This is a genomic window from Streptomyces purpurascens, assembly GCF_045040895.1.
GTDB classification, from domain to species: Bacteria; Actinomycetota; Actinomycetes; order Streptomycetales; family Streptomycetaceae; genus Streptomyces; species Streptomyces purpurascens.
Genome location: NZ_CP108341.1, coordinates 4459136 through 4486125, shown reverse-complemented (window position 1 = coordinate 4486125; position 26990 = coordinate 4459136). Strand labels below are relative to the sequence as shown.

Sequence of the window (26990 nt, the reverse complement as noted above, 5' to 3'; positions counted from 1 at the left end):
CGGGTCGCGCGCCCCCGGGCGGGCAGGCACTCCATGGGGGGTCCGTGTGTGAAGAACTGGGCTTCGAGAAACTCCTCGGCGAGGAGGGCTTCTTCGCGCGGCTGCTAGGACGGACGCCGTCCGGGGCCGGCCGGGACCTGCTGTACGGCCCCGACCTCCCCGTCGTCCTGCTCACCGGCGGCCCGGGCATGGGCAAGGGCCGCCTGCTGCGCGCCGTACGGGACCGCTTCGCCGCCAAGGTGCCGGTGATCCACCTGGACTGCGCCTCACCGGTGTACGCGGACCGCGCGGACCCGGAGCCCGGCGCCCGCTCGGCCACGACCGAGGCCCTGGTCGAGGTCGCCCGCCGGCTGTGCACCTGGCAGGGCACGGGCGGCTCGTTCGCCTTCCCGCGGCTCTTCCCGGGACTGGCCATGATCGCGACCGGCGTCACGGAGGGCACGCCCGAGGCGGTCGCGACGGAGGCCGAACGCTACGAGGGCCTGGCCCAGAAGCAGCGCCTGCGCGGCCTGGGCGCCGGCGACTTCTGGCGGGGCGTACTGCGCGGCGCCATCCGGAACCTGCTGACGACCCTGTCCGGGCAGGCACTCGACCCTTACTCGGCGGCCGTGAGCAACGCCCTGCTGGACGCCCTCTTCGAGCGTGCGGCCCCGCGGGGCAGGGCGGAACTGGAGCGGCTCTACGGCGCCTATCCCGGCGCGGCCGGCCAGCCCAGGATCGGGCTGCGCATCCTCGCCGCCGACTTCCGCGCCGGCGGCGAGGCACGGGAGGTGGCGGAGAGCTTCCTCTTCCGGGCCCTGCGCGAGGACCTGGAGGCGGCGTACGCCTCGCCCTCCGGCTGGCTCCGCCGGGTCGGCCGCCCGGCGATGCTGCTGGACCACGCCGAGTCGCCCCTGGGCGAGCGGCTGCTGCGCGCCGTCCTCACCGACCGCCGGGCCGGGCAGCGCGACCGCGTGGTGATCGTGGGCACGGCACGCCGTGCGGACGGCGGTGCCTTCCTGCACGGCGGCCTGCCGCCCGAGGAGGTGGCACCCGCGGCGGAGTACCGGCCGGCCGACGGCGCCCCGCCCGCCTGGTCCCGGCGTACGGACGGGGCCGCGGACCGCGCGCCCCTGGCCGACGGCGTGGTCCTGCTGCGGATGCCGCTGCTCACCGGCGACCAGCTCCGCCGCGAGACGGTACGAAGACAGCAGCGCGCCGAGCCGGAGGGCGGCACGAACCGCCGCCGTATCGACGCCGCCGTGGCCCGGCTGAGCGGCGGCCGCCCGCACACGGTGATCCGGCTGTCCGCCGCCGCCGCGGCCTTCCGCATGCCGGCGGACGCCAACGACCGCGACATCCTGGACGCCCCGCTGCGCCTCCCCGGCGACGACACCCTCGAACGCCCGGTCGCGGACGTACTGCTCCGCGAACTGATCCTGGACCAGTTACCCGTACGGCTCCCGACCGAGCACCAGGCCCAGTGGCTCGACCTCCTCTCCCACCTGTCGGTGGCCCACGACACGGAGTGTGCGGACGTCCTGCTCCGCCACCACCAGTCGGGCCACGTCCACCACCTGACCGCCCATCACGTGTCCCAGCTCCTCACCGACACCGGATGGCCCACCTGCGAACGCCACTTCATCGGCGACTTCGGCCTCCGCCAGCTGCTGGTGCACCGGCTCTACGGACTGCGCCCCGGCGGCGCCGCCTGGTACGCCGACCACCATCTGCTGCGCGACCACTACGCGGAACGCGCGGCGGGGGAGGCACCGGATGCCCAGGGCGACGGGGCGTTCCGCTCGCTCACCGCCCACCGGATGAACCACCACCTGGTGTCCGGCGGCGCGGACGACGTGGTCAGCCACCTCGCCGCCACACTCCCCGGCCGCCCCGGGGCATGGTGCGCGGATCTTCTGGAGATCGCCCAAGCCCCCTATCCGGGCGGGGCGGACGCCCGGCGGGAGCGCGCCCAAGGGCTGGTCGCGGCGGACGGCCCGCCGCTGCGCCGGACCGTCGACCAGCTGCTGCACGCGGTGTGGCTGTGCGAGGAGCGGACCAGGCCGACCGGCAAGGAGACGGCCCGCACGCTGGCCAAGCTGCTGGACCTGCTCTCGATCATGGACTTCGAGGGCGCGGGCCGGCTCAGCAGGACGGCGACGGACTGGAGCGGTCTGGCGGAGAACGAACAGCCCCTGCTCCGCTGCACCTGCACCGAACAGCTCCGGCGAAGGAGATAACGGGCATGCCCAGATGGCGGAAGATCCTCTACTCGGTGCTGCTCGTAGGGGCGATCGTGGCAGGCGTGGCCCTCACCACCTCCCTCCTGCGCAGGCCGGACACCTGCGCCGACGGCGTCGAGCGGATCGAGGACGAGTGCGTCGGCGTCAACGGCGACGGCTACGACTTCGGCACCCCGGAGATCGCCGACGTGGCCCGGGCCATCGCACGCGAGAACCAGCGGATCGCGAACCAGCCGCATGTCACGGTGGCGATGATGCTGCCGCTCCAGTCGGACCGCGAGGCCCTGCGCCGGCAGATGCGCAGCGACCTCCAGGGCGCCTACCTGGGACAACGGCAGGCCAACGAGGGCGAGGGCGAACCCCCCAGGATCCGCCTCGTACTGGCCAACCCCGGTCAGGCCTACGGCCGTCAGGCGAAGGTCGTCGACACCCTGCTCCGGATGGCCGCCTCCCCCGAGGACCGGCTGCGCGCGGTCACCGGCTTCAATCTGAGCCTCGCCGCCACGGAGGCGGCGGTGAAACGCCTGACGGAGAACAAGATCCCGGTACTCGCGGCCCGGATCAGCGGCGACAGGATCGCGAACGAGGACCGGCCGGACGGCATGGCCGCTCTGAGGTTCCCCGGCCTGGCCCGCATCCTCCCCACCAACAACGACGCGGCCCAGGCCCTGGCCAACTTCAACGGCGAACGCGGCCGCCGGAACCTCAGGACGGTCCTGGTCTACGACAAGCGCCCCGACGGCTACAACGAGTCGCTGGCCAGGGCGTTCAGCAGGGTCAAGGAGAAGGGCCCGGCCGGCCCCGCCGCGATGTCCTTCGAGTCGCCGTCCATCGACGAGCCGGGCTCGACCGGCAACCAGTTCACCCAGACGGCCAACAACATCTGCGACTCCGAGGCCGACACGATCTACTTCGCGGGCCGCACGCTCCACCTGCGCATCTTCGCCCTCAAACTCGCCCAGGTGGGCTGCGAGAACCGCCACTACACGATCGTCAGCGGCTCCGACGCGGCCTCGCTGCGCCAGGCCATGACGGAGAAGGACTGGGACCGGCTCCGCGGCGACGGCGGCAGGGCGAAGGTGACGGTGCAGTACGCGGCCCCCGCACACCCCGAGGCCTGGACCACGGAACTGACGGCGTGGACGAAGAACTACACGGCGACCCACCACAAGAAGCCCTCCGCCCAGGACCTCCCCCAGTACCTCACCGAACCCCGGGCGGCCCTGGACACCCTGAGAAACCAGATCAGGGCCACCCGGCGCGAAGGCATCGCTCTCGGCTCCACCCCGAACCTGGACGACTCCCGCACGATGCTCGTGTACGACGGCCTCCTCACCATCGGCAAGGCCCTCCACCAGGCCCAACGGGGCGCCCCCGAGAGCACCGCCCCCACCCGCGAGGACGTGGGCCGCCAGTGGTCCCTCCTCCAGTCCCGCCACCGCGTCCAGGCCACCAGCGGCCTGATCTGCCTCACCACGGGCGGCAACGCCTACGACAAACCGGCCGCCATCGTCGAACTCGACCCGGGACGAAAAGGCGAGGGCACCCTGAAGTTCGTCGGCCTGGGCTGGCCGACGGGCAAACCTCAGCCGAAGAACTGCGTGATTCCCAGCACGACGCCTTGATCCGCCCCGAGAGGCCGTCCGAGACGCACAACGTCGAAGGGCCCCACCTTGCGGTGGGGCCCTTCGACATCGTGCCCGGTGAGGCACTGGCGGAGGATACGAGATTCGAACTCGTGAGGGGTTGCCCCCAACACGCTTTCCAAGCGTGCGCCCTAGGCCTCTAGGCGAATCCTCCGTCGAAGACATTACATGACTGGGAGGAGTGCTCGCGAACTCGTTCCCAGCCCCTGACATCAGGTAGCCTTGGCGCAGCCCCTCACGCGGCGCTATCTGACTGAACTCCCCCAGGGCCGGAAGGCAGCAAGGGTAGGTTGGCTCTGGCGGGTGCGTGGGGGGCGTTTGCGTTCCCGGGGCGGGGCTCGTTGTCAGTGGGCGCCTATAACCTCGTATGCGTGTCGTCTCTCGCTCTGTACCGCCGCTATCGCCCGGAGACCTTCGCCGAGGTCATCGGGCAGCAGCACGTCACCGACCCGTTGCAGCAGGCGCTGCGCAACAACCGGGTCAACCACGCGTACCTGTTCAGCGGGCCGCGCGGGTGTGGCAAGACGACCAGCGCGCGGATCCTGGCGCGGTGTCTGAACTGCGAGCAGGGGCCCACGCCCACGCCGTGCGGCGAGTGCCAGTCGTGTCAGGACCTCGCGCGCAACGGCCCCGGTTCCATCGACGTCATCGAGATCGACGCCGCGTCGCACGGTGGCGTGGACGACGCCCGTGACCTGCGCGAAAAGGCCTTCTTCGGACCCGCGAGCAGCCGGTACAAGATCTACATCATCGACGAGGCCCACATGGTCACGTCGGCCGGTTTCAACGCGCTGCTGAAGGTCGTCGAGGAGCCGCCGGAGCATCTCAAGTTCATCTTCGCGACCACCGAGCCCGAGAAGGTCATCGGGACGATCCGCTCGCGGACCCATCACTACCCCTTCCGGCTCGTTCCGCCCGGAACCCTGCGGGACTACCTCGCCGAGGTGTGCCAGAAGGAGACCATCCCGGTCGACGACGGTGTGCTCCCGCTCGTCGTGCGGGCCGGTGCCGGTTCCGTGCGTGACTCCATGTCCGTCATGGACCAGCTCCTCGCCGGTGCCGCGGAGGACGGTGTGACGTATGCCATGGCGACCGCCCTGCTCGGATACACCGACGGCTCCCTCCTCGACTCCGTCGTCGAGTCCTTCGCCACCGGCGACGGAGCCGCGGCCTTCGAGGTCGTCGACCATGTGATCGAGGGCGGGAACGACCCCCGTCGCTTCGTCGCCGACCTGCTGGAGCGGCTGCGCGACCTGGTGATCCTCGCCGCCGTTCCGGACGCGGCGGAGAAGGGGCTCATCGACGCCCCCGCCGACGTCCTCGAACGCATGCAGGCCCAGGCCGGCACCTTCGGCGCCGCCGAACTGAGCCGGGCGGCCGACCTCGTCAACGAGGGATTGACCGAGATGCGCGGCGCCAACTCGCCCCGTCTCCAGCTTGAGCTGATCTGCGCCCGCGTCCTGCTCCCCGCCGCCTACGGCGACGAGCGGTCCGTCATGGCCCGCCTTGATCGCATCGAGCGCGGCGTGAACTTCTCCGCGGGGCCCGCCGGCATGCCCGCCATGGGATACGTGCCCGGGCCTGAGGGGCACGGTGGAGCGGCGGCTCCAGCGGCTGCCGCCGCTGCTCCGGTTCCGCCCGGTGGCGGTCCGGCCGCGGCCCGTGCGGCCGTACGGGCTTCCGGAGCACCGGGTAACGGGAGCAGCGGCGGCACTGGCGGTAGCGGTGGCGGTGACACGGCGGCTGCGGCCGGGCACGTCCCCGACGCTCCCGGTACCCCGGGCTCCCCCGGTGCCCCCGCCGAGCAGCCCCCGGCCGGCTCCGGCCCCGCCGCCGGCGGGCACGCCGAGCCGCCCCGGCCTCCCGAGCCGTCCCAGGCACCCCCAGCACCCCCAGCGCCCCCAGCGCCCACGACGCCCGCACCCGGACCCGCGGCCGCCCCGGCTGCCCCGGCCCCCGGCGCCTGGCCCACCGCCGCCTCCGCGGGCAGCGGCGGCCGTCGCCCCGGCGGCTGGCCCACGTCCGCCCCGGGCACCCCAGGCCCCGCGGCAGGCAACGCCCCGGCGGCGAACACCCCCGCGCCGAGCGCCCCCAGCACCCCGCCGGAACCCTCGCCCTCGGCCCCCGCTCCGGCCGTCCCCGCCCCCGCTCCCGGCGGCGGCGGTCTCGACCCCCGCATGCTCTGGCCGAACATCCTGGAGGCCGTCAAGAACCGTCGGCGCTTCACCTGGATCCTGCTCAGCCAGAACGCCCAGGTGGCCGGCTTCGACGGCACGACCCTCCAGCTCGGCTTCGTCAACGCGGGCGCGCGGGACAACTTCCTGAGCAGCGGCAGCGAGGACGTGCTGCGGCAGGCGCTGGGCGAGCAGTTCAACGTCCAGTGGAAGATCGAGGCCATCGTCGACCCCTCCGGCGGCTCCGCGCCCCCGGCTCCGGGCGGCCCTTCCGGCTTCGGAGGAGGCAACGCCGGCCACGGCGGCGGCCCCGGCGGCAGCGCCAGTGGCTACGGCGGCGGCAGCTACAACTCCGGCGGTGGCGGCTACAACGCCGGAGGCGGCAGCGGCGGTACGGCAACCGCCCAGCGCCCCGCCCCGTCCCAGTCGACCGCCCCGACCACCCCCGCCCAGCAGTCGAGCACGGCCTCTTCCGCCCCCACCTCTGCCCCCGCGGCCCCCGCACCCCAGCCCTCCGCCCCGAAGCGGCGGTCCGTGTCCGTCGAGGACGACATCCCCGAGGACGACGACCCCGACCTCGACGAGTCGGCCCTCTCCGGGCAGGACCTGATCGTCCGGGAGCTGGGGGCAACGGTGGTGGACGAGTTCACCAACGAGCCCTAGCCGGCCGAACGACCCCAGCCCGGCCGAACGAGCCCCAGCCGCACGGTCAGTGCCCCCGCTTCGGAGGAACCTCCAACCCAACACCCCCACCCCCTTCGGAAGCCCGCACAAAGGAAACCCGGCGCTTCCCGTTAGGCTGACCCCCGTGAAGGTCCTCGTCATCGGCACCGGCGCCCGCGAACACGCCCTGTGCCACTCGCTGTCCCTCGACCCCGACGTCACCGCGCTGCACTGCGCCCCCGGCAACGCCGGCATCGCCGAGGTCGCCGAGCTGCACCAGGTCGACGCCCTGGACGGCGCCGCCGTCACCGCGCTGGCCACCCGGCTCGGCGCGGAGCTCGTGGTCGTCGGCCCGGAGGCACCGCTGGTCGCCGGAGTCGCCGACGCCGTGCGCGAGGCGGGCATCCCGGTCTTCGGCCCGTCCGGCCCGGCCGCGCGGCTCGAGGGCTCCAAGGCCTTCGCGAAGGACGTCATGGCGGCGGCCGAGGTGCCCACGGCACGCTCGTACGTCTGCACCACGGCGGACGAGGTCGACACGGCCCTCGACGCCTTCGGTGCTCCGTACGTCGTCAAGGACGACGGGCTCGCCGCGGGCAAGGGCGTCGTCGTCACCGACGACCTCGAAGCCGCCCGGGCCCACGCCGCCGCCTGCGAGCGCGTGGTCATCGAGGAGTTCCTCGACGGCCCCGAGGTCTCCCTGTTCGCCGTCACCGACGGCGAGACGGTCGTGCCGCTCCAGCCCGCCCAGGACTTCAAGCGCGCGCTGGACGGCGACGAGGGTCCGAACACCGGCGGCATGGGGGCGTACTCCCCGCTGCCGTGGGCCGACCCGAAGCTGGTCGACGAGGTGCTGCAGACGGTCCTGCAGCCGACCGTGGACGAGATGCAGCGCCGCGGCACGCCGTTCTCGGGCCTGCTCTACGCCGGTCTCGCGATCACCTCCCGCGGTGTCCGCGTGATCGAGTTCAACGCCCGCTTCGGCGACCCGGAGACCCAGGTCGTCCTGGCCCGCCTGAAGACGCCGCTGGCCGGCCTCCTGATGGCCGCCGCCACCGGCAACCTCGCCCACCTGGAGCCGCTGCGCTGGAGCGACGACGCGGCCGTGACCGTGGTCGTCGCCTCGCACAACTACCCCGGCACCCCGCGTACCGGCGACCCGATCACCGGCCTCGACGAGGTCGCCGCCCAGGACGCCCCGCACGCGTACGTCCTGCACGCCGGTACCAAGAGCGACGGGGACGCGATCGTCAGCGCGGGCGGCCGCGTCCTGTCCGTCACGGCCACCGGCAAGGACCTCACCGAGGCCCGCGACCGCGCCTACACGGCCGTCGGCCGGATCCGCCTCGACGGCTCCCAGCACCGCACGGACATCGCCGCGAAGGCGGCAGGCGCGTAACCGGGCCCACACCCGACCCGCCCCACACACAACAGGGGAACCACCCCCACCAATAGGGGAAACCACCCCGCCGCCGATGAACCCCACAGGCCCCGAATCCGTCTCAGGATCCGGGGCCTGAAGTTGTCGGTAGGTGAGGGCCTGACCGTTGCTTTCCGTCATCCACCTCTCCCCAAAGCCATTCCATCGAGTGACCGATGCCCTATCCGGCTGACGGGGCGCTGAGCCCCAACTAGGGTGCGGCGCAAGCGTTCCGGCACTTGGCCCACCGGCATTGCGATGTCAGTGGCGGGTGCCACAGTGGGGGAGTGAGCAAGGAAAGCGTCGGGTCAACGGGGAGGGGGTGAGGTCGGTCGTGACCGGAATGGGTGTGGAGGCAGGCGCGCAGGTCGCGCGGGCACGGGCACTCGTCGTGCTGCGCATCCGCAGCCGCGCGCTGGCCGTCGCCCTGTTGCCCGCGGCCGTCGCCGTGATCCTGCTCGCGGGGGCTTTCTCCGGCCGTCTCGTCGGTCCCGGCTGGGACGCCGCCCGCTGGGTCGTGACGCCGGTCGCCGTCCTCGTGCTGCTCGCCGCCGCCGGGATCGCCCTGGTCGTCGCCCGGGCCCGTCCGGCCATGAGCCCGACCGTCCCGATCGCCGAGGAGTCGGCTCCCGACCTGTACCGGATGGTGCGCGACCTGGCCGACCGCCTCGAGGTCCCCGCCCCCTCCGCGATAGCGCTCACGCCGGACTGCGACAGCTGGCTGGAGGACCGCACCCACCCGGCCCACGGACCGCCTCCGCCCGAGGAGCACGACGACATAGCGGGTGCGGGGAAGCACGCGCACCGTCGTCACCCCGTCGCGCCGGTCCTCGTCATCGGCTCTCCCTTCCTGTGGTGGATGCGGGTCGGCGAGCTGCGCGCGGTCCTCGCCCCGGTCGTCGCAGGTACGGGCCCCTCCGCCCACCCGGACATAGCCGCGGCCCGGCGCTTCGTCCGGGGCCTCGACGCCGCGGTGGCCGTGACCTCGGCGCCCCGCCGCGACCCGGTGTCGCGAGCCGTGCTGGCCGGCGTCGGCTGGGTGGCCCGGCTGCTGCTGCGCAGTTGCCGCCTTCATGCCGCCGAGCTGGAGCGGGGCGTGGCGGCCGCGGCCGCGGAGCGTGCACAGGCTGTGGATTACGGGCTGCGGATCGTCGCCCAGGAGCAGGTGGGCCTGGCGTACGCGGGCTGGGACCGGCTGCTGACCCGTGTCGCGCTGCCCGCCTGGCGGATGGGCCGCTGGCCGTCCCGGCTGGACGCCGGCGTGGTGGCGGCGCTCACGGAGCTGTCCCGGCGAGACCGACTGGCCGAGGGCTTCGCGTCCCGTCTCGGGGAGCGGCCCGCCTGCGATCTGCTCGAGGAGCCGGGCGCGGTCGACGAGTCCGCCTCCCTCCTTGCCGCCCGCCTCTTCCACGGCGGTCCCGCCGGGCCCGGGCCCGACTGGTCGCCGGTGGACTGGAGCGAGTATCCGGAGGAGGTCGTGGACCGCAAGTGGCGCATCGACGCGGCCCGGCTCCACCGCGTCCTGGACGCGATGGGCGTCCGCCCCGCCACCGGCCCCGCGGCCCCCGCCACCGGCAGCCCGACCCTGTCCCGCGTCCTGGACCACCTGACGGACCCGACCGGCGAAGCACCGCTGAGCCAGAGAAGCACGGGCCCGACCGGCGACGCGTCGCTCACCCACAGAGGCAGCGACCCGTCCGGCGAAGCGCCCCTCCCCACCAGAAGCCCGGAACCACCCCCTCCACCCGACGACGACGAAGAAGACCTCACCGGCACCACCCCCCGCAGCGCGAACCTCGCCGCCCGCCTCAGCGCCGAACTGGGCCGCGAAGAGGCCGCCGCGACGCCCCGCCCGTCGACCGCCGCCTCACCGGCCCCGGGCACCCCGGCCACCCCGGACCCCCTCGCCCTCTGGGACGACCGAGCCCTCCCCCTCTTCCCCCTCCAGCCCCCGCGCACGGCCCGTGAGCTGCTCGCCGACCACCTCACGGCGATGATCTGCTGTGCCGCGATGGACACCGCCGGCGCGACGCCCGGCCTGGACTGGCTGGACGGCCCCACGCTCCTCCACAACGGCGAGCGCACCGCCGATCTCGCGCCCAAAATCCTCACCCTGGTCGAGGAGGGTGACCCCACTCCCTTGCGCGCCTGGCTGGCCGAGCTGGGGATACGCCCGGAGAAGCCGGTCCGGCTCGTCTGACCCGCCGGAGCACCCCCTTCCACTTCTGGCCAATTCGAAACGAACAGTGACGAAGTGCGCGCGTTATGTGATGTGCTTGGACCGTTCGCGCACATGGCAAGGGCTGACGACATACGACAAGCACATAAGCGCGACGGCATCACAGGGGGACGCACTCACCGCACAGACCACACGCACCACACCGGTACGCACCACCACGGGGGCGATGGGGAGGGGAAGCAGCCATGGCTTCGGAGCAGATCCGCCGCTGGGAGTCGGGAGCGCTGGCGCACGCCGTGACGGATCCCTTCGGACAGGGTCCCGTTCCGTGGCTGCGCGGCACCGTGACGTACTTCGACGACACCGGCCAGGTCGTCCCCTGGTACGTGGACCAGGACGCGCCCCACGCCCCGAGGAAAGCCACCCGCTCCAACGGCCCCCGCGCGGCCGACGACGTCCACCGCCAGATCAAGGGCTTCACCTCCACCGGCGCGGTCGCGCCCGGCTCCGCCATCGACTTCCACATCACCGTCGACCCGCCCCAGGAGTTCGGTGTCGACATCTACCGCATCGGCCACTACGGCGGTGACGGCGCCGCCAAGATCACGACCAGCCCGCGGCTGTCCGGCATCGTGCAGCCCGCGCCGCTCACCGCGGACCGGACGGTCTCCTGCCACCACTGGTGGCTGTCCTGGCGCCTCCAGGTCCCGTCGTACTGGAACATCGGCGCGTACGTCGCCGTCCTCACCACCGCCGGCGGCTACCGCTCCCACGTCCCGTTCACGGTCCGCCACGACCAGCCGGCCGACCTGCTCCTCGTCCTGCCCGACATCACCTGGCAGGCGTACAACCTCTACCCGGAGGACGGCCGTACCGGCGCCAGCCTCTACCACGCCTGGGACGAGAAGGGCCGGCTGCTGGGCGAGTCGGAGGCCGCCACGACGGTCTCCTTCGACCGTCCGTACGCGGGCGCGGGCCTCCCCCTCCACGTCGGCCACGCCTACGACTTCATCCGCTGGGCCGAGCGCTACGGCTACGACATCGCCTATGCCACGGCGAGCGACCTGCACGCGGGCCGCGTCGACCCCACCCACTACCGGGGCCTGGTCTTCCCGGGCCACGACGAGTACTGGTCGGCCGCCATGCGCGGCAGTGTGGAGCTCGCCCGCGACGCCGGAACCTCGCTCGTCTTCCTCTCCGCCAACTCCATGTACTGGCAGGTGGAACTGGGCCCCTCCCCGTCCGGCGTCCCCGACCGCCTGCTGACCTGCCGCAAACGCAGGGGCCCGGGCAAGCCGGTGCTGTGGCGGGAGATCGACCGGGCGGAGCAGCAGCTCATCGGCATCCAGTACGCGGGGCACGTGCCCGAGCCGCAGCCCCTGATCGTGCGCAACGCCGATCACTGGCTGTGGGAGGCGTCCGGCGCGCACGAGGGCGACGAGATAGCCGACCTGGTGGCGGGCGAGGCCGACCGCTACTTCCCACGCGCCCCGCTGCCCGAGCACGAGGAGCGCGTGCTGCTCGCGCACTCCCCGTACACCGACAAGGAAGGCGCCCGGCGCCACCAGGAGACGTCCCTCTACCGCGCCCCCTCCGGCGCCTGGGTGTTCGCATCCGGAACGTTCGCCTGGACCCCGGCCCTGGACCGCCCGGGCCACGTCGACCCCCGCGTCCAGCGCGCCACCGCGAATCTTCTGGACCGCATCTGCAAACGCGACTGACCCACTGTCCGCGATCACCCGCGCATACGGGAGAATCGACCCATAGGACAGAACCACGGGGAGGAACCGTGTCCGGATTCGTAGAAAAGCCCGAGCCGATCCAGGTTCCGGGTCTGGTGCATCTGCACACCGGCAAGGTGCGCGAGCTGTACCAGAACGAGGCGGGCGACCTCGTGATGGTCGCCAGCGACCGCATCTCCGCCTACGACTGGGTGCTGCCGACCGAGATCCCCGACAAGGGCCGGGTCCTCACCCAGCTCTCCCTGTGGTGGTTCGACCAGCTCGCCGACCTGGTCCCGAACCACGTCCTGAGCACCGAACTGCCCGCAGGCGCCCCCGCCGACTGGGCGGGCCGCACGCTGGTCTGCAAGTCCCTGCAGATGGTCCCCGTGGAGTGCGTGGCCCGCGGGTACCTCACCGGCTCGGGCCTGGTCGAGTACAAGGAGTCCCGCACGGTCTGCGGCCTCGCCCTCCCCGAGGGCCTGGTCGACGGCAGCGAACTGCCCGCGCCGATCTTCACCCCGGCCACCAAGGCCGCCGTCGGCGAGCACGACGAGAACGTCTCCTACGAGGAGGTCGCCCGCCAGGTCGGCGCGGACACCGCGGCCCGACTGCGCCAGGCGACCCTCGCCGTCTACGCCAGGGGCCGGGACATCGCCCGGGAGCGGGGCATCATCCTCGCGGACACGAAGTTCGAGTTCGGCCTCGACGGCGACGACCTGGTCCTCGCGGACGAGGTCCTCACCGCGGACTCCTCCCGTTTCTGGCCGGCCGACCAGTGGGAGCCGGGCCGGGCGCAGCCGTCGTACGACAAGCAGTTCGTCCGCGACTGGCTGACCTCGGCGGAGTCCGGCTGGGACCGCAAGAGCGAGCAGCCCCCGCCGGCGCTGCCGCAGCAGGTCGTCGACGCCACCCGCGCCAAGTACGTGGAGGCGTACGAGCGCCTGACGGGCCTGACCTGGTCCTGAACACACAGAAGCCCCCCGGCCGGAACCGGGGGGCTTCTCGCTGGAGCGAACGACGAGGTTCGAACTCGCGACCTCAACCTTGGCAAGGTTGCGCTCTACCAACTGAGCTACGTTCGCATGCGCCGTGGCGCGGGAACCACTATACCCAACCTCGCTCTCGTGCGAGACGCACCGCCGCATGCCGGTTCTCCGCCCCGAGCTTCGACACCGCCGAGGACAGGTAGTTCCGTACGGTCCCCTGCGACAGCGCGGCCCGCTCGGCGATCTCCGCCACGGGTGCCCCGTCGGCGGCGAGTTCCAGCACCTCCGCCTCCCGCGCGGTCAGCGGCGAATCCCCGGCGGCGATCGCGTCGGCGGCCAACTCCGGGTCGACGTAGCGGTTACCGGCGTGCACCGTACGAATGAGCTCCGCGAGCCGCTGCGCACTCACGGTCTTCGGCACGAACCCCCGCACCCCGGCCTCCAGCGCCCGCTTCAGGTGCCCGGGCCGCCCGTGGCTGGTGACGATGAGCACCTTGCAGCCGGGCAGTTCGGAGCGCAGGGATGTGGCGACCTTCACACCGTCGGCGCCGGGCATCTGGAGATCCAGCACCGCGACATCGGGCTCGTGCGCCCGGGCCATCGCCAGCGCCTCCGGACCGGTGGCCGCCTCGGCGACGATCATGAGGTCGTCCTCCAGCGACAGCAGCGCGGCGAGCGCCCAACGGATGAGGTGCTCGTCGTCGGCGAGCAGCAGCCGCACGGGCTCCCCGGCCGTCAAGGCGTGACCTCACTCACGGAACGCACGGCGGAGACGGACGCGGGGCCGGCGGTGGCGGAAGGGGTGGCCGACGACGGCAGCGGAATCTCCGCCGTCAGCCGGAACAGCCCCCGCCCCGCGGACCCGGCCTCCAACGTGCCGTCGATCTCCGCCAGCCGCTCCCGCAATCCGGCGAGCCCCGAGCCGGAGGGGCCGGAGGGGCCGGAGGAGCCGGGAGCGCCGGGCAGCCCGGTGTCGGCCTCCGTGACCACCCCGTCGTTCTCCACGGACAACACCACGCACCCCTCCACCACCCGCAGCCGCACCGCACACCGCCGCGCGTCCCCGTGCCGCAGGACATTCGTCGCGGCCTCCCGCACCACCCACCCCAGGGCTGACTGGACCGCGACCGGCAGCCCGGCCACCGTCGCCCCGCTCACCGTGCAGTCGATGCCGGCCGCGGCCAGCACCCCTTGCGCCCCGGCGAGTTCTACCGCGAGGTCGGCCTCCCGGTAGCCGCGGACGACCTCTCGCACCTCCCGCTGCGACTCGTGCGCGAGCCGCTGGACCTCGACCATCTGTGCCACGGCCTCCGGCCGGCCCCGCTGGGCCAGCTGCACGGCCAGTTCGCTCTTGAGCGCGATCACGGCCAGGTTCCGCCCCATGACGTCGTGCAGATCACGCCCGAACCTGAGCCGCTCCTCGGCGACGGCGAGCCGGGCCCGGGTCTCGCGGGCCTCGTCGAGTTCGTAGACGATGTTGAGCAGCCACACGGAGACGACGGCCGTGAAGGCGAGGGCCCCACCACCCAGCAACACCAACGCCGCCGCGGAGAACGCGGCGTCCACGGGGGCGCCCCGCATGACGGGCATGATCCAGGCGCACCCCGCGAAGCCCCCGACGACCGCGAGGACACGCCGCCGCTGCTGGACGCCGAGCGCGATGATGCCGATGCCCACGATCAGGACGACCCCGACGGTCCCGCCCGCGGCGGCGCCGACGGCCTCGCCGTCCGGTCCGTGCTCGGCGATGCCGACCGCGGTGACGGAGACCGCGGCGGTGACGGCGGCCAGCATCCACAGCATCCTGACGGGCTGGGGCCGCCGGCCCCGCGTCCAGTCCAGCGCCCGCGACACGGTGACGACGCAGACCGCGCAGTGCACGGCGACCATCAGCAGCAGCAGGCCGCCGATCCGCTCGGCCACCGGTGCGACCGTGAATCCGACCGTCAGGCACTCGACCAGCGCGAAGAAGTGGAACGACCACCGCGTGTACGTCTCGACCTTCTCCGGCGTCGTCTTCCGCCGCCACCACCTGCCCGGCCCGCGCATCAGCCCGTCCCTCCCCCCCTTGGTCAGCGCCGCGGTTCCCAGCGGAACCACCGCCGTACAGCAAACACCGACACGAGGATCCAGGCCACCGCCGTCGCCACGGCGCCCAGCGCCTCGTACGCCGACAGGTCACCGGTCCAGCCGCCGCGCACCAGGCTGACGACGGGCGTCAGCGGCAGCAGCTCGCACAGCGAGGCCAGCCGGTCCGGCAGCAGCTCCAGCGGAAAGAACATGCCCGAGCCCATCATCGAGACGATCAGCAGCGGCATGGGCGTGACCTGGGCGCTCTCGCCGGTCCGGGTGAAACCGGCGGTGACCGCGGCGAGGGCGGCGCACAGCACGAGCCCCAACAGCAGGCCCACGACGGCCAGCTGGGGCGCGGACGGCGCGGACATGTCCAGCAGCACGGTGCAGCCCACCGCGAGCAGCAGGCACTGCGCGAGCGCGGTGACGGCGGCGGGCATGGCGGAGCCGGCCAGGATCTCGGTGTCCCGCAGCTCACCGGTGCGCAGTCGCTTGAGGACGAGTTCCTCACGCCGGACGACGAAGACGCCGACGAGCACCGAGTACACGGCGAACAGCAGGGAGAAGCCGACCGCGGCGGGCAGCACCAGGGTGCCGGCGTCCAGCCCCGCCCCCGCGAGGTCCATCTCCTGGGCCGCCGACCGCACGCTGACCGGCATCACCAGCGGCACGAACAGTGCGGCGACGAGCGCGCCCCTGTTCCGCCCGAGCAGGGTCAGCTCGGCGCGGGCCAGTGCCGTCATGCGGCTCATCGGCGTGGTGCCCGCGGCTTTCGTGCCGGGCGCCGGGCGGGGCGTCGTGTGGGTGGCGCTCATGCCGCGTACTCCTTCGTCGTCGTTGCCGTGGCCCGTCCCGCGGAGGCCTCCTCGGCGATCCCGAGGAACGCCTCCTCCAGGGAGGCCGACCGCACGTCCAGGCGGCGCAGTTCCACCCGGGCCCGCTCGGCCCACAGCAGCAGCCCGGTGGCCGCGCGCTGCAGTTCATGGGTGCGGAGCCGGACGATCCGGCCGTCGGTCTCGTGCCCGGTCACGCCCATCTCCCCGAGCGGCGGCAGATCGCCCACCAAGTAGCCGTCGGGCAGTTCGAAGGAGATGCGCGACGGCTCCGAAGCGGTCACCTCGGCCGGGGTCCCGGTGAGGGCGACACGGCCCTCGTGCATGATCGCCAGCCGGTCGGCGAGGTTCTCGGCCTCTTCCAGGTAGTGCGTGGTCAGCAGCACCGTCGTGCCGCCGTCGCGCAGTGCGCTCACCAACTCCCACGTTTCCCGGCGGCCTTCGACGTCCAGTCCGGTGGTCGGCTCGTCCAGGAAGAGCACCTCGGGGTGGCCGAGCAGGGCGAGTGCCAGATCCAGGCGGCGCCGCTGGCCGCCGGACAACTGCTTGACCCGGACGCCGGCCTTCGACTCCAGTCCGACCAGCGCGAGGACCTCCGACGGCGGACGGGCCCCGCTCACGCACCCCGCCCACATCCGCGCGGTCTCCGCGACGGTCAGCTCGGAGGGGAAGCCGCCTTCCTGGAGCATGACGCCGGTGCGCGGGCGGACGGCGGCCCGCTCGGTGCAGGGGTCATGGCCGAGCACCCGCACCGTCCCGGAGGTCGGCGGCGCGAGCCCTTCCAGCACCTCCACGGTCGATGTCTTGCCCGCGCCGTTGGTCCCCAGCAGCGCGAAGATCTCCCCGCGTCGTACGGAAAAGCTGATTCCGCTTACCGCCTCGAACCCGCCCCCGTACACACGCCGCAGGTCAGTGACCTCAATCACGTGTTCGTGTCCGTTGTTTTCCAAGCCTTCAGCGTTCCGCCCAGGGCGGCCCCCGGGCAGTGCGCGCTGTCATCACTCGGCATGACAAATGTCAGACGGGCCCGCCAGACGCACGAAAAGACCCCGGTCCTGATGGACCGGGGTCTCATTCCCGAGCGGACGACGAGGTTCGAACTCGCGACCTCAACCTTGGCAAGGTTGCGCTCTACCAGCTGAGCTACGTCCGCAATTGCCCCCGATCGGCTCTCACCGATCGGTGCGGGCACCAGCCTACCTGATCCACAGGAGTGGTCGGTACGGCGATGCAGAGCGGGTGACAGGAATCGCACACTGCGCCTTCCCCCTGGAAGGGGGATGTTCTACTACTGAACTACACCCGCATGTTTCCGTGAGCTGGGCCTTTCGGCCTTGCCCCTCGGCGTGCTCCAGACTCTAACTGATCAGCCCGGGTGCTGCGCAAGTCGGTTGGCGCGAGGGGCGGATGGCCGGCCGTCGGACGGGGCTCACCGGGCCGTCACTGCGCGGCCGTGAACGCCTCGTAGACCCTCTTGGGGATGCGCCCGCGCGCGGGGACCTCCATCTTGTTGGCCTGGGCCCAGGCCCGCACGGCCGACGGGTCGGGGGCGACCTCCGTCTGCCGGTACGCCTTGCCCGAGCGGGACCGCTTGCGGCCGGCCTCCACGTAAGGCGCGAGCGCCTTCCGCAGTTCGTCGGCATTGCCTTCGTTCAGGTCGATCTCGTACGACTTGCCGTCCAGTCCGAAAGCGATCGTTTCCGCCGCTTCCGAGCCGTCGATGTCGTCAAAGAGAGTGACCACGACCTTCTGCGCCACGAATATCGGTCCCTTCCTGCGGCACTTGCCAATTCATTTGTACAGTGCCGTGCAATGCATTGTGAAGTCCGACTAAATCCTTTGGCGTGTCCGAACGCAATAGGTTTCGGGTGACGACCCGGAATCTTTCCCGGAAATTTTCGTGTGTGGACCCGTCGATGCGGGATCGTGATGACCGTCACGTAGCTTCCTACAAGTCGACGCGCGTAGAAATTTTGTGCGGGTAGTCTGAAACCACTGCAGGAACCTGCTCAGCACCACACCACCGGGAGTGCACGTGGCACGCGTCGTAGTCGACGTCATGCTCAAGCCGGAGATCCTCGACCCCCAGGGCCAGGCGGTGCAGCGCGCACTGCCGCGGCTGGGTTTCGAGGGGATCTCGGACGTCCGCCAGGGAAAGCGTTTCGAACTGGAAGTTGACGGGCCGGTCGACGAGGCCGCCCTCGCCCGCATTCACGATCTTGCGGAGTCCTTCCTCGCGAACACCGTGATCGAGGACTTCACCGTCCGGGTCGAGGAAGTCGCGGAGGCCGTGAAGTGACCGCTCGTATTGGCGTGGTCACTTTTCCCGGCAGTCTGGACGACCGGGACACGCAGCGCGCGATCCGGGTCGCGGGCGCCGAGCCGGTCGCCCTGTGGCACAAGGACAAGGACCTCAAGCAGGTCGACGCCGTGGTGTTGTGCGGTGGTTTCTCCTACGGCGACTATCTGCGCGCCGGGGCCATCGCCCGTTTCTCGCCGGTGATGGAGCCCCTGCTGGAGCAGGCGAAGGCCGGTCTGCCGGTGCTCGGCATCTGCAACGGCTTCCAGATCCTCACCGAGGCCCATCTGCTGCCGGGCACGATGCTGCGCAACGACCACCTGCACTTCATCTGCCGTGACCAGAAGCTGCGGGTGGAGAACGCCGAGACCTCCTGGACCACCGACTACACGGCCGGCCAGGAGATCCACATCCCGCTGAAGAACAACGACGGGCAGTACGTCGCCGACGCGTACACGCTCGACCAGCTGGAGGCCGAGGGCCGCGTCGCCTTCCGGTACCTCGACTTCAACCCCAACGGCTCGCAGCGGGACATCGCCGGCGTCAGCAACGCGGCCGGAAACGTGGTCGGCCTCATGCCGCACCCCGAGCACGCAGTCGAGCAGCTGATCGGTACCGGTCGTACCGACGGTCTGCCGTTCTTCACCTCGATCCTCAAGAAGCTGGTCAACGCATGAGCCGGACGCCTCTGGACACGGTCGAGCACGCGGCCGAGACCCCCGACGTCGAGCTGCCCTGGGCCGAACTCGGCCTGAAGAAGGACGAGTACGAGCGGGTCGTGGAGATCCTCGGCCGCCGGCCCACCGGGGCCGAGCTCGCCATGTACTCCGTCATGTGGTCCGAGCACTGCTCGTACAAGTCGTCGAAGGTGCACCTGCGCCAGTTCGGCGAGAAGGCCCCGCAGTCCGACGCGCTGCTCGTCGGCATCGGCGAGAACGCCGGTGTCGTGGACGTCGGCCAGGGCTACGCGGTCACCTTCAAGGTCGAGTCGCACAACCACCCGTCGTACGTGGAGCCCTACCAGGGCGCGGCCACGGGTGTCGGCGGCATCGTCCGCGACATCATCGCGATGGGCGCCCGCCCGGTCGCGGTCGTCGACCCGCTGCGCTTCGGCGCGGCCGACCACCCCGACACCAAGCGCGTGCTGCCGGGTGTCGTCGCCGGCATCGGCGGCTACGGCAACTGCCTGGGTCTGCCCAACATCGGCGGCGAGGTCGTCTTCGACTCCTGCTACCAGGGCAACCCGCTGGTCAACGCCGGTGCCATCGGTGTGATGCGGCACGAGGACATCCACCTCGCGAAGGCCTCCGGCGCGGGCAACAAGGTCATCCTGTACGGGGCCCGGACCGGCGGTGACGGCATCGGCGGTGCCTCGATCCTGGCCTCCGAGACCTTCGACGACGCCAAGCCGTCGAAGCGCCCGGCCGTCCAGGTCGGCGACCCCTTCCAGGAGAAGCTCCTCATCGAGTGCACCCTGGAGGCCTTCCGGGAGAAGCTGGTCGTCGGCATCCAGGACCTCGGCGCGGCGGGCCTGTCCTGCGCGACGAGTGAGCTGGCGTCGAACGGCTCGGGCGGTATGCGCGTCACCCTCGACGACGTCCCCCTGCGCGACTCCACCCTCTCGCCCGAGGAAATCCTCATGAGCGAGTCGCAGGAGCGCATGTGCGCGGTCGTCGAGCCGGAGAAGGTCGACCGCTTCCTGGAGATCTGCGAGAAGTGGGACGTCATCGCCACCGTCATCGGTGAGGTGACCGACGGCGACCGCCTGGAGATCTACTGGCACGGCGGCAAGATCGTCGACGTCGACCCGCGCACGGTCGCGCACGAGGGCCCGGTCTACGAGCGCCCGTACGCCCGCCCGTCCTGGCAGGACACGCTCCAGGCGGACGACGCGAACAAGCTGCCGCGGCCGTCCTCCGCCGCCGAGCTGAAGGACCAGGTCCTGAAGCTGGTCGGCTCCCCGAATCAGGCGTCCAAGTCCTGGATCACCTCGCAGTACGACCACTTCGTGCAGGGCAACACGGTCCTCGCCCAGCCCGAGGACTCCGGCATGATCCGGATCGACGAGGAGTCCGGCCTCGGCGTGGCCCTCGCCACGGACGGCAACGGCCGGTACGCGAAGCTGGACCCGTACCACGGCGCCCAGTTGGCGCTGGCGGAGGCGTACCGCAACGTCGCCACGACCGGCGCGAAGCCGCTCGCCGTCTCCGACTGCCTGAACTTCGGTTCGCCCGAGGACCCGGCGGTGATGTGGCAGTTCGCGGAGGCCGTGCGCGGTCTGGCCGACGCCTGTCAGCAGCTGGGCACCCCGGTGACCGGCGGCAACGTCTCCCTCTACAACCAGACGGGCGAGGCCGCCATCCACCCGACCCCGGTGGTCGCGGTCCTCGGCGTGATCGACGACGTGGCCCGCCGCACGCCGGTCGCCTTCCAGGAGGAGGGGCAGCTGCTCTACCTCCTCGGCGACACGCGTGAGGAGTTCGGCGGTTCGGCCTGGTCCCAGGTCGTGCACGACCACCTCGGCGGTCTGCCGCCCAAGGTCGACCTGGAGCGGGAGCGGCTGCTCGCGGAGATCCTGATCGCCGCCTCCCGGGACGGCATGATCGACTCGGCGCACGACCTGTCCGACGGCGGCCTGATCCAGGCGGTCGTCGAGTCGGCGCTGCTGGGCGGCAAGGGCGCCCGCCTGATCGTCCCGGACGGTCTGGACGCCTTCACCTTCCTCTTCTCCGAGTCGGCGGGCCGCGCGGTCGTGGCCGTGCCGCGCTCGGAGGAGCTCCGCTTCAACGACATGTGCGGCGCGCGGGGCCTCCCGGCCACCCGCATCGGTGTCGTCGACGGGGACTCGGTGGACGTCCAGGGCGAGTTCGCACTCTCCCTGTCCGAGCTGCGCGAGACGCACGAGGCGACGATTCCGGCGCTGCTGGCGTAAGCCGGCCGGATGTCACGAAGCCCCCGCCCGGTCCGCCGGGCGGGGGCTTCGGCGTTCCCTCCCGCACGCTTGCGCGTAATTACGTAGTTCCGTAATCTTGGAGGAGTGGAACTGGAAGCACGCGTCGCCGACCTCGAGCGCCGGCTGGCGGCCCTGGAAGGCGCCCACCGTGCCGGACCCCGCCTCGACGAGAGCGACTTCTGGGCCCTGAACGGCCTGAAGGAGCAGCTGGCCGAGCTGGGGGCGGACGACGGAGGTGTCCTCTACACCGGCTCCGTGCGCCTGCCGACGGGTGAGCCGTACGCATGGCAGATGGGCGCCCTGACGGAGGGGCTGCTGGAGGGGGACTGGACGGCGGCCGCCGAGTCGTTCGCGGCACTCGGCCACCCGGTCCGGCTCCGGCTGCTCCGCGAGATCCTCGGCGGCCGGCGCACCGCGGCCGAACTCGCCGAGCTGGACGAGGTCGGCACGACCGGCCAGATCTACCACCACCTGCGCCAGCTCACCGGCACCGGCTGGCTGCACACGACCGGCCGGGGCCGCTACGAGGTGCCGGCCCAGCGCGTCGTACCGCTGCTGGTGGCGGTGGCGACGGCCAGGCCGTAGAAGCGAGGGAACGGGGACGGGATGTCTGCGCACAAGCTCGGGATGGTGGCCTTCCAGGGCCTCCAGCTGGCCTTCATCGGCCTGGTGATCGCCCATATCTGCTTCGGCTGGGGCTACCCCATCTTGTGGAACTGCCTGCTGCTGCTCCTCGCGTACGCCGTCGTCACCGTCGCCAACCGGTGGGGCGGCGCCCCGGACAGTGCGCGCCGGGCCCGGGAACCCCTCGAAGTCGCCCCGCCCGTGACCGGCCGCTGGTCCGCGCTGAACAGCCCGGCCGACCGCACCCCGAGCCACGGGGTCCACGCCCACGGGCAGACGTACGCCATCGACATCCTCGCTGAGCCCGAGCCGGGCTCCCGCCCCGCCTTCCGGTGGCTGTGGCCGCTCGCCCGCCGCCCCGAGGACTTCCCGGCCTTCGGCGCCGAGATCCTCGCGGTCGCCGACGCCACGGTCGTACGGGCCGCGGAGGGGCAGCGCGACCACCTCAGCCGCAACTCACTGCTCGGGCTGCTGTACCTGATGCTCATCGAAGGCTCGGTACGAGAGATGTCCGGCATCCGCCGCATCCTCGGCAACCACATCGTCCTCGACCTCGGCAACGGCACCTACGCCGCCTACGCCCACCTGCAACGCGGCTCCCTCACCGTCCGCGAGGGCGACCGCGTCCAGGCCGGACAACCGCTCGCCCGCTGCGGCAACTCCGGCAACTCCTCCGAGCCGCACCTCCACTTCCAGCTGATGGACGGCCCCGACCCGGACGGCGCCCGGGGCGTCCCCTTCACCTGGACCGGCATCGGCGTGCCCGGCAACGGGCAGACCTTCGAGGCACCCCCGACTGTCACAGCCCGCACTTAGTGTGTCCCTCATGCCCCCGGCCAAGAAGCGCCCCCGCGCGTACGACCCCGCCAAGACCCGAGCCGCCGTGCTCGCCCAGTTCGGGAACATACGCCGGGCCGTGGGCACCCTCGGCCCCGACCGGCTGGCCCTGCCCACGCGCCTCGGCGACTGGACCGTGCGCGAGCTGGCCGCGCACTGCGCCATGGCCCTGGACGCCGTGGACCGGCTGCTCCGGGAGCCCGAGCCGGCGCGGCAGGACGGCCGACTGCTCGACTGGCCGTTCGCCATAGCCGACGACGCCCCGGCCATCGCCGCCACCGCCCGCCGCCTGGCCGAGCAGCACCCGGACCTCGACACCCACTTCGCCGACGCCGAGCACCGCTTCACCGCGCACCTCGACGCGCACCCCGCCGGCCGGCTGCTCCCCACCAGCGCGGGCGCCCTGCCCCTGGCCGACTACGTCGTCACGCGCACCGTCGAACTCGTCGTCCACACCGACGACCTCAACACCGCCGTCCCCGGCCTGGACATCCCCTACGACCGTCAGGCCCTGGCCGCCTGCACCCGGCTGCTCGCCGACGCGCTCGCCGCGAAGGCGCCCGGCGGCTCGACGGAGGTGCGGGTGCCGCCGTACGCGGTGGTGCAGTGCGTGGAAGGTCCGAGGCACACCCGGGGCACCCCGCCCAACGTCGTCGAGACGGACCCGCTCACCTGGATCCGGCTGGCGACCGGGCGGCTGACCTGGAAGCAGGCGCTCCAGGACGCCCATGTCAGCGCGAGCGGCGAGCGGGCCGACCTGGACGCGTACCTGCCCTTGATGAGGTAAAGGGAACCGATCCCCCCGGGTGCCCCGTCGAAGTGGCATGGACAGGCAGAAGCAGCGCATGACCCTGACGGCCGCCGCCATGCTCGTCCCGCTCATGGCGGCCTGCGGCAGTGAGAAGGCGGACAGCGGCAGCGGTTCGGTCGGTGCCGACAAGCCGGCGGTGACCGGCATGCGGTGGAGCGTGGACAGCGTCACCGCGGACGGCACCACCCGGAAGGCACCCACCGGCGCCCACGTGACCATCGACAAGGGCCGGGCCGAGGGCAGCTTCGGCTGCAACAACTTCGGCGCCGACGCCACCGTCGACGGCGACCGCGTCCGGCTCAGCAAGACCATGGCCACGGAGATGGCCTGCGAGAACAAGCCGATGGCCTTCGAGGAGACCCTCGCCCGCACACTCTCCGACCAGGAGTTCAAGGCGAAGGTGGACGGCGACCGCCTCACCCTCACCACCGACAAGGGCGACACCGTCCGTCTCACCAAGGCCGAGGACGCCGCGCTGAGCGGCACCAAGTGGACCGTCACGACCCCGAAGGCCGACGGCCGCGCCCACCTCACCTTCGACGAGAAGAAGGGCACCGTCTCCGGAAGCCTCGGCTGCAACAAGGTAAACGCCAAGGCCACCGTGCGCGACGGCCATATCACCCTGGGCCCTCCGGCCACGACCCGAATGATGTGCGAAGACTCACTCATGTCCGGCGAGAAGACCCTGCTGCGTCTTTTCGACGGGAAGCTGAAGTACGGAGTCGATCACCAGACTCTTACGCTGACCAGCGAAAACGGTACGAGTGTGCGAGCCGTAGCCGAGCAGTGATCCACCAAAAAGTCCGGAATCCCCAATTCGGACCAGTGGTCGACCTCGCCTACACTCGGTGGCGTGCCACGTGGTGACGGACGACTCAACCACGACCTGCTCCCCGGTGAGAAGGGCCCCCAGGACGCTTGTGGCGTCTTCGGTGTCTGGGCTCCGGGCGAAGAGGTCGCCAAGCTCACGTACTTCGGGCTCTACGCCCTCCAGCATCGAGGCCAGGAATCCGCGGGAATCGCGGTCAGCAACGGCTCTCAGATCCTTGTCTTCAAGGACATGGGCCTGGTCTCCCAGGTCTTCGACGAAACCTCCCTCGGCTCGCTCCAGGGACACATCGCGGTCGGACACGCCCGCTACTCGACCACCGGTGCCTCCGTGTGGGAGAACGCCCAGCCGACGTTCCGTGCCACCGGGCACGGCTCCATCGCGCTCGGCCACAACGGCAACCTGGTCAACACCGCCCAGCTCGCGGAGATGGTCGCCGACCTGCCCAAGCAGGAGGGCGGCCGCACCCCGCGCGTCGCGGCGACGAACGACACCGACCTGCTCACCGCGCTCCTGGCGGCCCAGGTCGACGAGGACGGCAAGCCGCTGACCATCGAGGATGCGGCCCATCGCGTCCTCCCCCAGGTCAAGGGCGCCTTCTCCCTCGTCTTCATGGACGAGCACACGCTGTACGCGGGCCGCGACCCGCAGGGCATCCGCCCGCTGGTCCTCGGCCGCCTGGAGCGCGGCTGGGTCGTGGCCTCCGAGTCCGCGGCCCTCGACATCTGCGGCGCCAGCTATGTCCGCGAGATCGAGCCGGGCGAGTTCGTCGCCATCGACGAGAACGGCCTGCGGTCCTCCCGATTCGCGGAAGCGAAGCCCAAGGGCTGCGTCTTCGAGTACGTGTATCTGGCCCGCCCGGACACCGACATCGCCGGCCGGAACGTCTACCTCTCCCGGGTGGAGATGGGCCGCAAGCTCGCCAAGGAAGCCCCGGTCGACGCCGACCTCGTCATAGCGACCCCGGAGTCCGGCACCCCCGCCGCCATCGGCTACGCGGAGGCGTCCGGCATCCCCTTCGGCTCCGGCCTGGTGAAGAACGCCTACGTCGGGCGTACGTTCATCCAGCCCTCGCAGACCATCCGCCAGCTGGGTATCCGCCTGAAGCTGAACCCGCTGAAGGAAGTCATCAAGGGCAAGCGCCTGGTCGTCGTCGACGACTCGATCGTGCGCGGCAACACGCAGCGGGCCCTGGTCCGCATGCTCCGCGAGGCGGGCGCCGCCGAGGTCCACATCCGGATCTCCTCGCCGCCCGTGAAGTGGCCCTGCTTCTTCGGCATCGACTTCGCCACCCGCGCCGAGCTCATCGCCAACGGCATGACCGTCGACGAGATCGGCACCTCGATGGGCGCCGACTCCCTGGCGTACATCTCCATCGACGGCATGATCGAGGCGACCACCATCGCCAAGCCGAACCTGTGCCGCGCCTGCTTCGACGGCGAATACCCGATGGAGCTCCCGGACCCCGAGCTGCTCGGCAAGCAGCTCCTCGAGACCGAGCTGGCCGCCGGCCCGGCCGCCACGGCCGCCGCCGACGCGATCCGCCGCCCGTAGTCAGCCCGTATCACCTGCCGTACGACACGAAAGCTCTCACAGCCATGTCTGAGACCCACAGTGCCGAGGGCGGCGCCAGCCCTGCATCTGCTTCCTACAAAACAGCAGGTGTCGACATCGAAGCGGGCGACCGCGCCGTAGAACTCATGAAGGAGTGGGTGAAGAAGGCGCAGCGCCCCGAGGTCCTCGGCGGCCTCGGCGGCTTCGCCGGCCTCTTCGACGCCTCCGCCCTGAAGAACTACGAGCGTCCCCTGCTCGCCTCCGCCACGGACGGCGTCGGCACCAAGGTCGACATCGCCCGCCAGCTGGGCGTCTACGACAGCATCGGCCACGACCTGGTCGCCATGGTCATGGACGACATCGTGGTCTGCGGCGCCGAGCCGCTGTTCATGACCGACTACATCTGCGTCGGCAAGGTCCACCCCGAGCGCGTCGCCGCCATCGTCAAGGGCATCGCCGAGGGCTGTGTGCTGGCTGGCTGCGCCCTGGTCGGCGGCGAGACCGCCGAGCACCCGGGCCTGCTGGGCGAGGACGACTTCGACGTCGCCGGCGCCGGTACGGGTGTCGTGGAGGCCGACCGGCTGCTCGGCGCGGATCGTATCCGTACGGGTGACGCGGTGATCGCCATGGCGTCCTCCGGTCTTCACTCGAACGGGTACTCCCTCGTCCGCCACGTCCTGCTGAACCAGGCGGGCCTCGCGCTGGACACCCACATCGACGAGCTCGGCCGCACCCTCGGAGAGGAGCTGCTGGAGCCGACGAAGATCTACTCGCTGGACTGCCTGGCCCTGATGCGCACTACCGAGGTGCACGCCTTCAGCCACATCACCGGCGGCGGCCTCGCTGCGAACCTCGCCCGGGTGATCCCGGACGGCCTGCACGCGATCGTCGACCGCTCCACCTGGACCCCGGCCCCGATCTTCGACCTCGTCGGCCGGACGGGTCAGGTCGAGCGCCTGGAGCTGGAGAAGACCCTGAACATGGGCGTGGGCATGATCGCGATCGTGCCGCAGGAGTCCACGGACGTGGCCCTGGCGACCCTGGCCGACCGTGGCGTGGACGCCTGGGTGGCAGGGGAGATCACGGACCGGGGCGAGCACACCACCGGCGCCGCCCTGATCGGTGACTACGCGAGCTGAGGCACGGGGGTCATAACCCTGCGAGCA

21 protein-coding genes, 4 tRNA genes and 1 other RNA gene are annotated in these 26990 nt (G+C 71.7%); 17 read left to right on the top strand and 9 right to left on the bottom strand.

The features are described 5' to 3' along the window. Positions 1–44 precede the first annotated feature (44 nt). Positions 45–2219, top strand: coding sequence for a hypothetical protein (locus tag OHU35_RS20415; protein ID WP_189727307.1), 2175 nt, complete (start codon positions 45–47; stop codon positions 2217–2219). A 5-nt stretch (positions 2220–2224) separates the two neighbouring features. Continuing rightward, the gene (locus OHU35_RS20410) at positions 2225–3847 is read left to right on the top strand and encodes an amino acid ABC transporter substrate-binding protein (protein WP_405506263.1); all 1623 of its coding nucleotides are present in this window, start codon (positions 2225–2227) and stop codon (positions 3845–3847) included. Positions 3848–3934: 87 nt separating this feature from the next. Here OHU35_RS20410 and OHU35_RS20405 read toward each other — a convergent pair. Then, a tRNA-Ser gene (locus tag OHU35_RS20405) sits at positions 3935–4022 on the bottom strand. A gap of 72 nt (positions 4023–4094) precedes the next feature. Between OHU35_RS20405 and ffs the strand changes: the two genes are divergently transcribed. The 6 genes from ffs (at position 4095) to OHU35_RS20375 (ending at position 12990) form a co-directional block, all read left to right on the top strand. Beyond that, positions 4095–4193, top strand: an RNA gene (gene ffs / locus OHU35_RS20400) — signal recognition particle sRNA small type. A 46-nt stretch (positions 4194–4239) separates the two neighbouring features. After that, a complete protein-coding gene (locus OHU35_RS20395) occupies positions 4240–6705 on the top strand; it encodes a DNA polymerase III subunit gamma and tau (protein WP_405506261.1) in 2466 nt (821 codons plus the stop codon). Positions 6706–6850: 145 nt separating this feature from the next. Continuing rightward, positions 6851–8101, top strand: a complete 1251-nt coding sequence (gene purD / locus OHU35_RS20390) for a phosphoribosylamine--glycine ligase (protein WP_189727310.1) — start codon at positions 6851–6853, stop codon at positions 8099–8101. Positions 8102–8465: 364 nt separating this feature from the next. Next, positions 8466–10322 carry a hypothetical protein gene (locus tag OHU35_RS20385; protein ID WP_359891563.1) on the top strand — a complete coding sequence of 619 codons (1857 nt, stop codon included), beginning with the start codon at positions 8466–8468 and terminating at the stop codon, positions 10320–10322. A 224-nt stretch (positions 10323–10546) separates the two neighbouring features. Continuing rightward, positions 10547–12022, top strand: coding sequence for a N,N-dimethylformamidase beta subunit family domain-containing protein (locus OHU35_RS20380; protein ID WP_405506259.1), 1476 nt, complete (start codon positions 10547–10549; stop codon positions 12020–12022). Between the two features lie 68 nt (positions 12023–12090). After that, positions 12091–12990 carry a phosphoribosylaminoimidazolesuccinocarboxamide synthase gene (locus tag OHU35_RS20375; protein ID WP_189727312.1) on the top strand — a complete coding sequence of 300 codons (900 nt, stop codon included), beginning with the start codon at positions 12091–12093 and terminating at the stop codon, positions 12988–12990. Positions 12991–13031: 41 nt separating this feature from the next. Here the strand turns inward: OHU35_RS20375 and OHU35_RS20370 are convergent. The 8 genes from OHU35_RS20370 to OHU35_RS20335 form a co-directional block, all read right to left on the bottom strand. Beyond that, positions 13032–13107: transfer RNA gene (locus tag OHU35_RS20370), tRNA-Gly, on the bottom strand. Between the two features lie 22 nt (positions 13108–13129). Continuing rightward, positions 13130–13750, bottom strand: coding sequence for a response regulator (locus OHU35_RS20365; protein ID WP_405506257.1), 621 nt, complete (start codon positions 13748–13750; stop codon positions 13130–13132). After that, positions 13747–15060: a sensor histidine kinase gene (locus OHU35_RS20360; protein WP_189727373.1), complete on the bottom strand. Its 1314-nt coding sequence runs from the start codon at positions 15058–15060 to the stop codon at positions 13747–13749. Before OHU35_RS20360 ends, OHU35_RS20365 begins: the two co-directional genes overlap by 4 nt. A 23-nt stretch (positions 15061–15083) precedes the next feature. Then, positions 15084–15899, bottom strand: coding sequence for an ABC transporter permease (locus OHU35_RS20355; protein ID WP_189727314.1), 816 nt, complete (start codon positions 15897–15899; stop codon positions 15084–15086). Beyond that, positions 15896–16867 (bottom strand): ABC transporter ATP-binding protein, encoded by a 972-nt coding sequence (locus OHU35_RS20350; RefSeq protein WP_189727315.1) that lies wholly within the window; start codon positions 16865–16867, stop codon positions 15896–15898. Before OHU35_RS20350 ends, OHU35_RS20355 begins: the two co-directional genes overlap by 4 nt. Before the next feature lie 130 nt (positions 16868–16997). Then, positions 16998–17070 (bottom strand) — tRNA-Gly (locus tag OHU35_RS20345). Positions 17071–17151: 81 nt separating this feature from the next. Next, positions 17152–17223 (bottom strand) — tRNA-Gly (locus OHU35_RS20340). Between the two features lie 134 nt (positions 17224–17357). Further along, complete coding sequence (locus OHU35_RS20335; protein WP_189727316.1) at positions 17358–17675, bottom strand: Lsr2 family protein; 318 nt, start codon at positions 17673–17675, stop codon at positions 17358–17360. Positions 17676–17952: 277 nt separating this feature from the next. Between OHU35_RS20335 and purS the strand changes: the two genes are divergently transcribed. The 9 genes from purS (at position 17953) to purM (ending at position 26963) form a co-directional block, all read left to right on the top strand. Further along, positions 17953–18216, top strand: coding sequence for a phosphoribosylformylglycinamidine synthase subunit PurS (gene purS, locus OHU35_RS20330; protein WP_010045045.1), 264 nt, complete (start codon positions 17953–17955; stop codon positions 18214–18216). Continuing rightward, positions 18213–18893 carry a phosphoribosylformylglycinamidine synthase subunit PurQ gene (purQ, locus tag OHU35_RS20325; protein ID WP_184593580.1) on the top strand — a complete coding sequence of 227 codons (681 nt, stop codon included), beginning with the start codon at positions 18213–18215 and terminating at the stop codon, positions 18891–18893. Before purS ends, purQ begins: the two co-directional genes overlap by 4 nt. Next, positions 18890–21148 (top strand): phosphoribosylformylglycinamidine synthase subunit PurL, encoded by a 2259-nt coding sequence (purL, locus tag OHU35_RS20320; protein WP_189727317.1) that lies wholly within the window; start codon positions 18890–18892, stop codon positions 21146–21148. The genes purQ and purL overlap by 4 nt, the downstream gene beginning before the upstream one ends. 105 nt (positions 21149–21253) lie before the next feature. After that, positions 21254–21754 carry a helix-turn-helix transcriptional regulator gene (locus tag OHU35_RS20315; RefSeq protein WP_189727318.1) on the top strand — a complete coding sequence of 167 codons (501 nt, stop codon included), beginning with the start codon at positions 21254–21256 and terminating at the stop codon, positions 21752–21754. Positions 21755–21775: 21 nt separating this feature from the next. After that, complete coding sequence (locus OHU35_RS20310; protein ID WP_189727319.1) at positions 21776–22609, top strand: M23 family metallopeptidase; 834 nt, start codon at positions 21776–21778, stop codon at positions 22607–22609. A gap of 10 nt (positions 22610–22619) precedes the next feature. Continuing rightward, positions 22620–23417: a maleylpyruvate isomerase family mycothiol-dependent enzyme gene (locus OHU35_RS20305; protein WP_189727320.1), complete on the top strand. Its 798-nt coding sequence runs from the start codon at positions 22620–22622 to the stop codon at positions 23415–23417. Positions 23418–23454: 37 nt separating this feature from the next. Then, positions 23455–24231 (top strand): META domain-containing protein, encoded by a 777-nt coding sequence (locus tag OHU35_RS20300; RefSeq protein WP_189727321.1) that lies wholly within the window; start codon positions 23455–23457, stop codon positions 24229–24231. Between the two features lie 63 nt (positions 24232–24294). Next, a complete protein-coding gene (gene purF, locus OHU35_RS20295) occupies positions 24295–25824 on the top strand; it encodes an amidophosphoribosyltransferase (protein WP_189727322.1) in 1530 nt (509 codons plus the stop codon). A gap of 44 nt (positions 25825–25868) precedes the next feature. Then, positions 25869–26963, top strand: a complete 1095-nt coding sequence (gene purM / locus OHU35_RS20290) for a phosphoribosylformylglycinamidine cyclo-ligase (protein WP_189727323.1) — start codon at positions 25869–25871, stop codon at positions 26961–26963. The last annotated feature ends 27 nt before the right edge of the window (positions 26964–26990 follow it).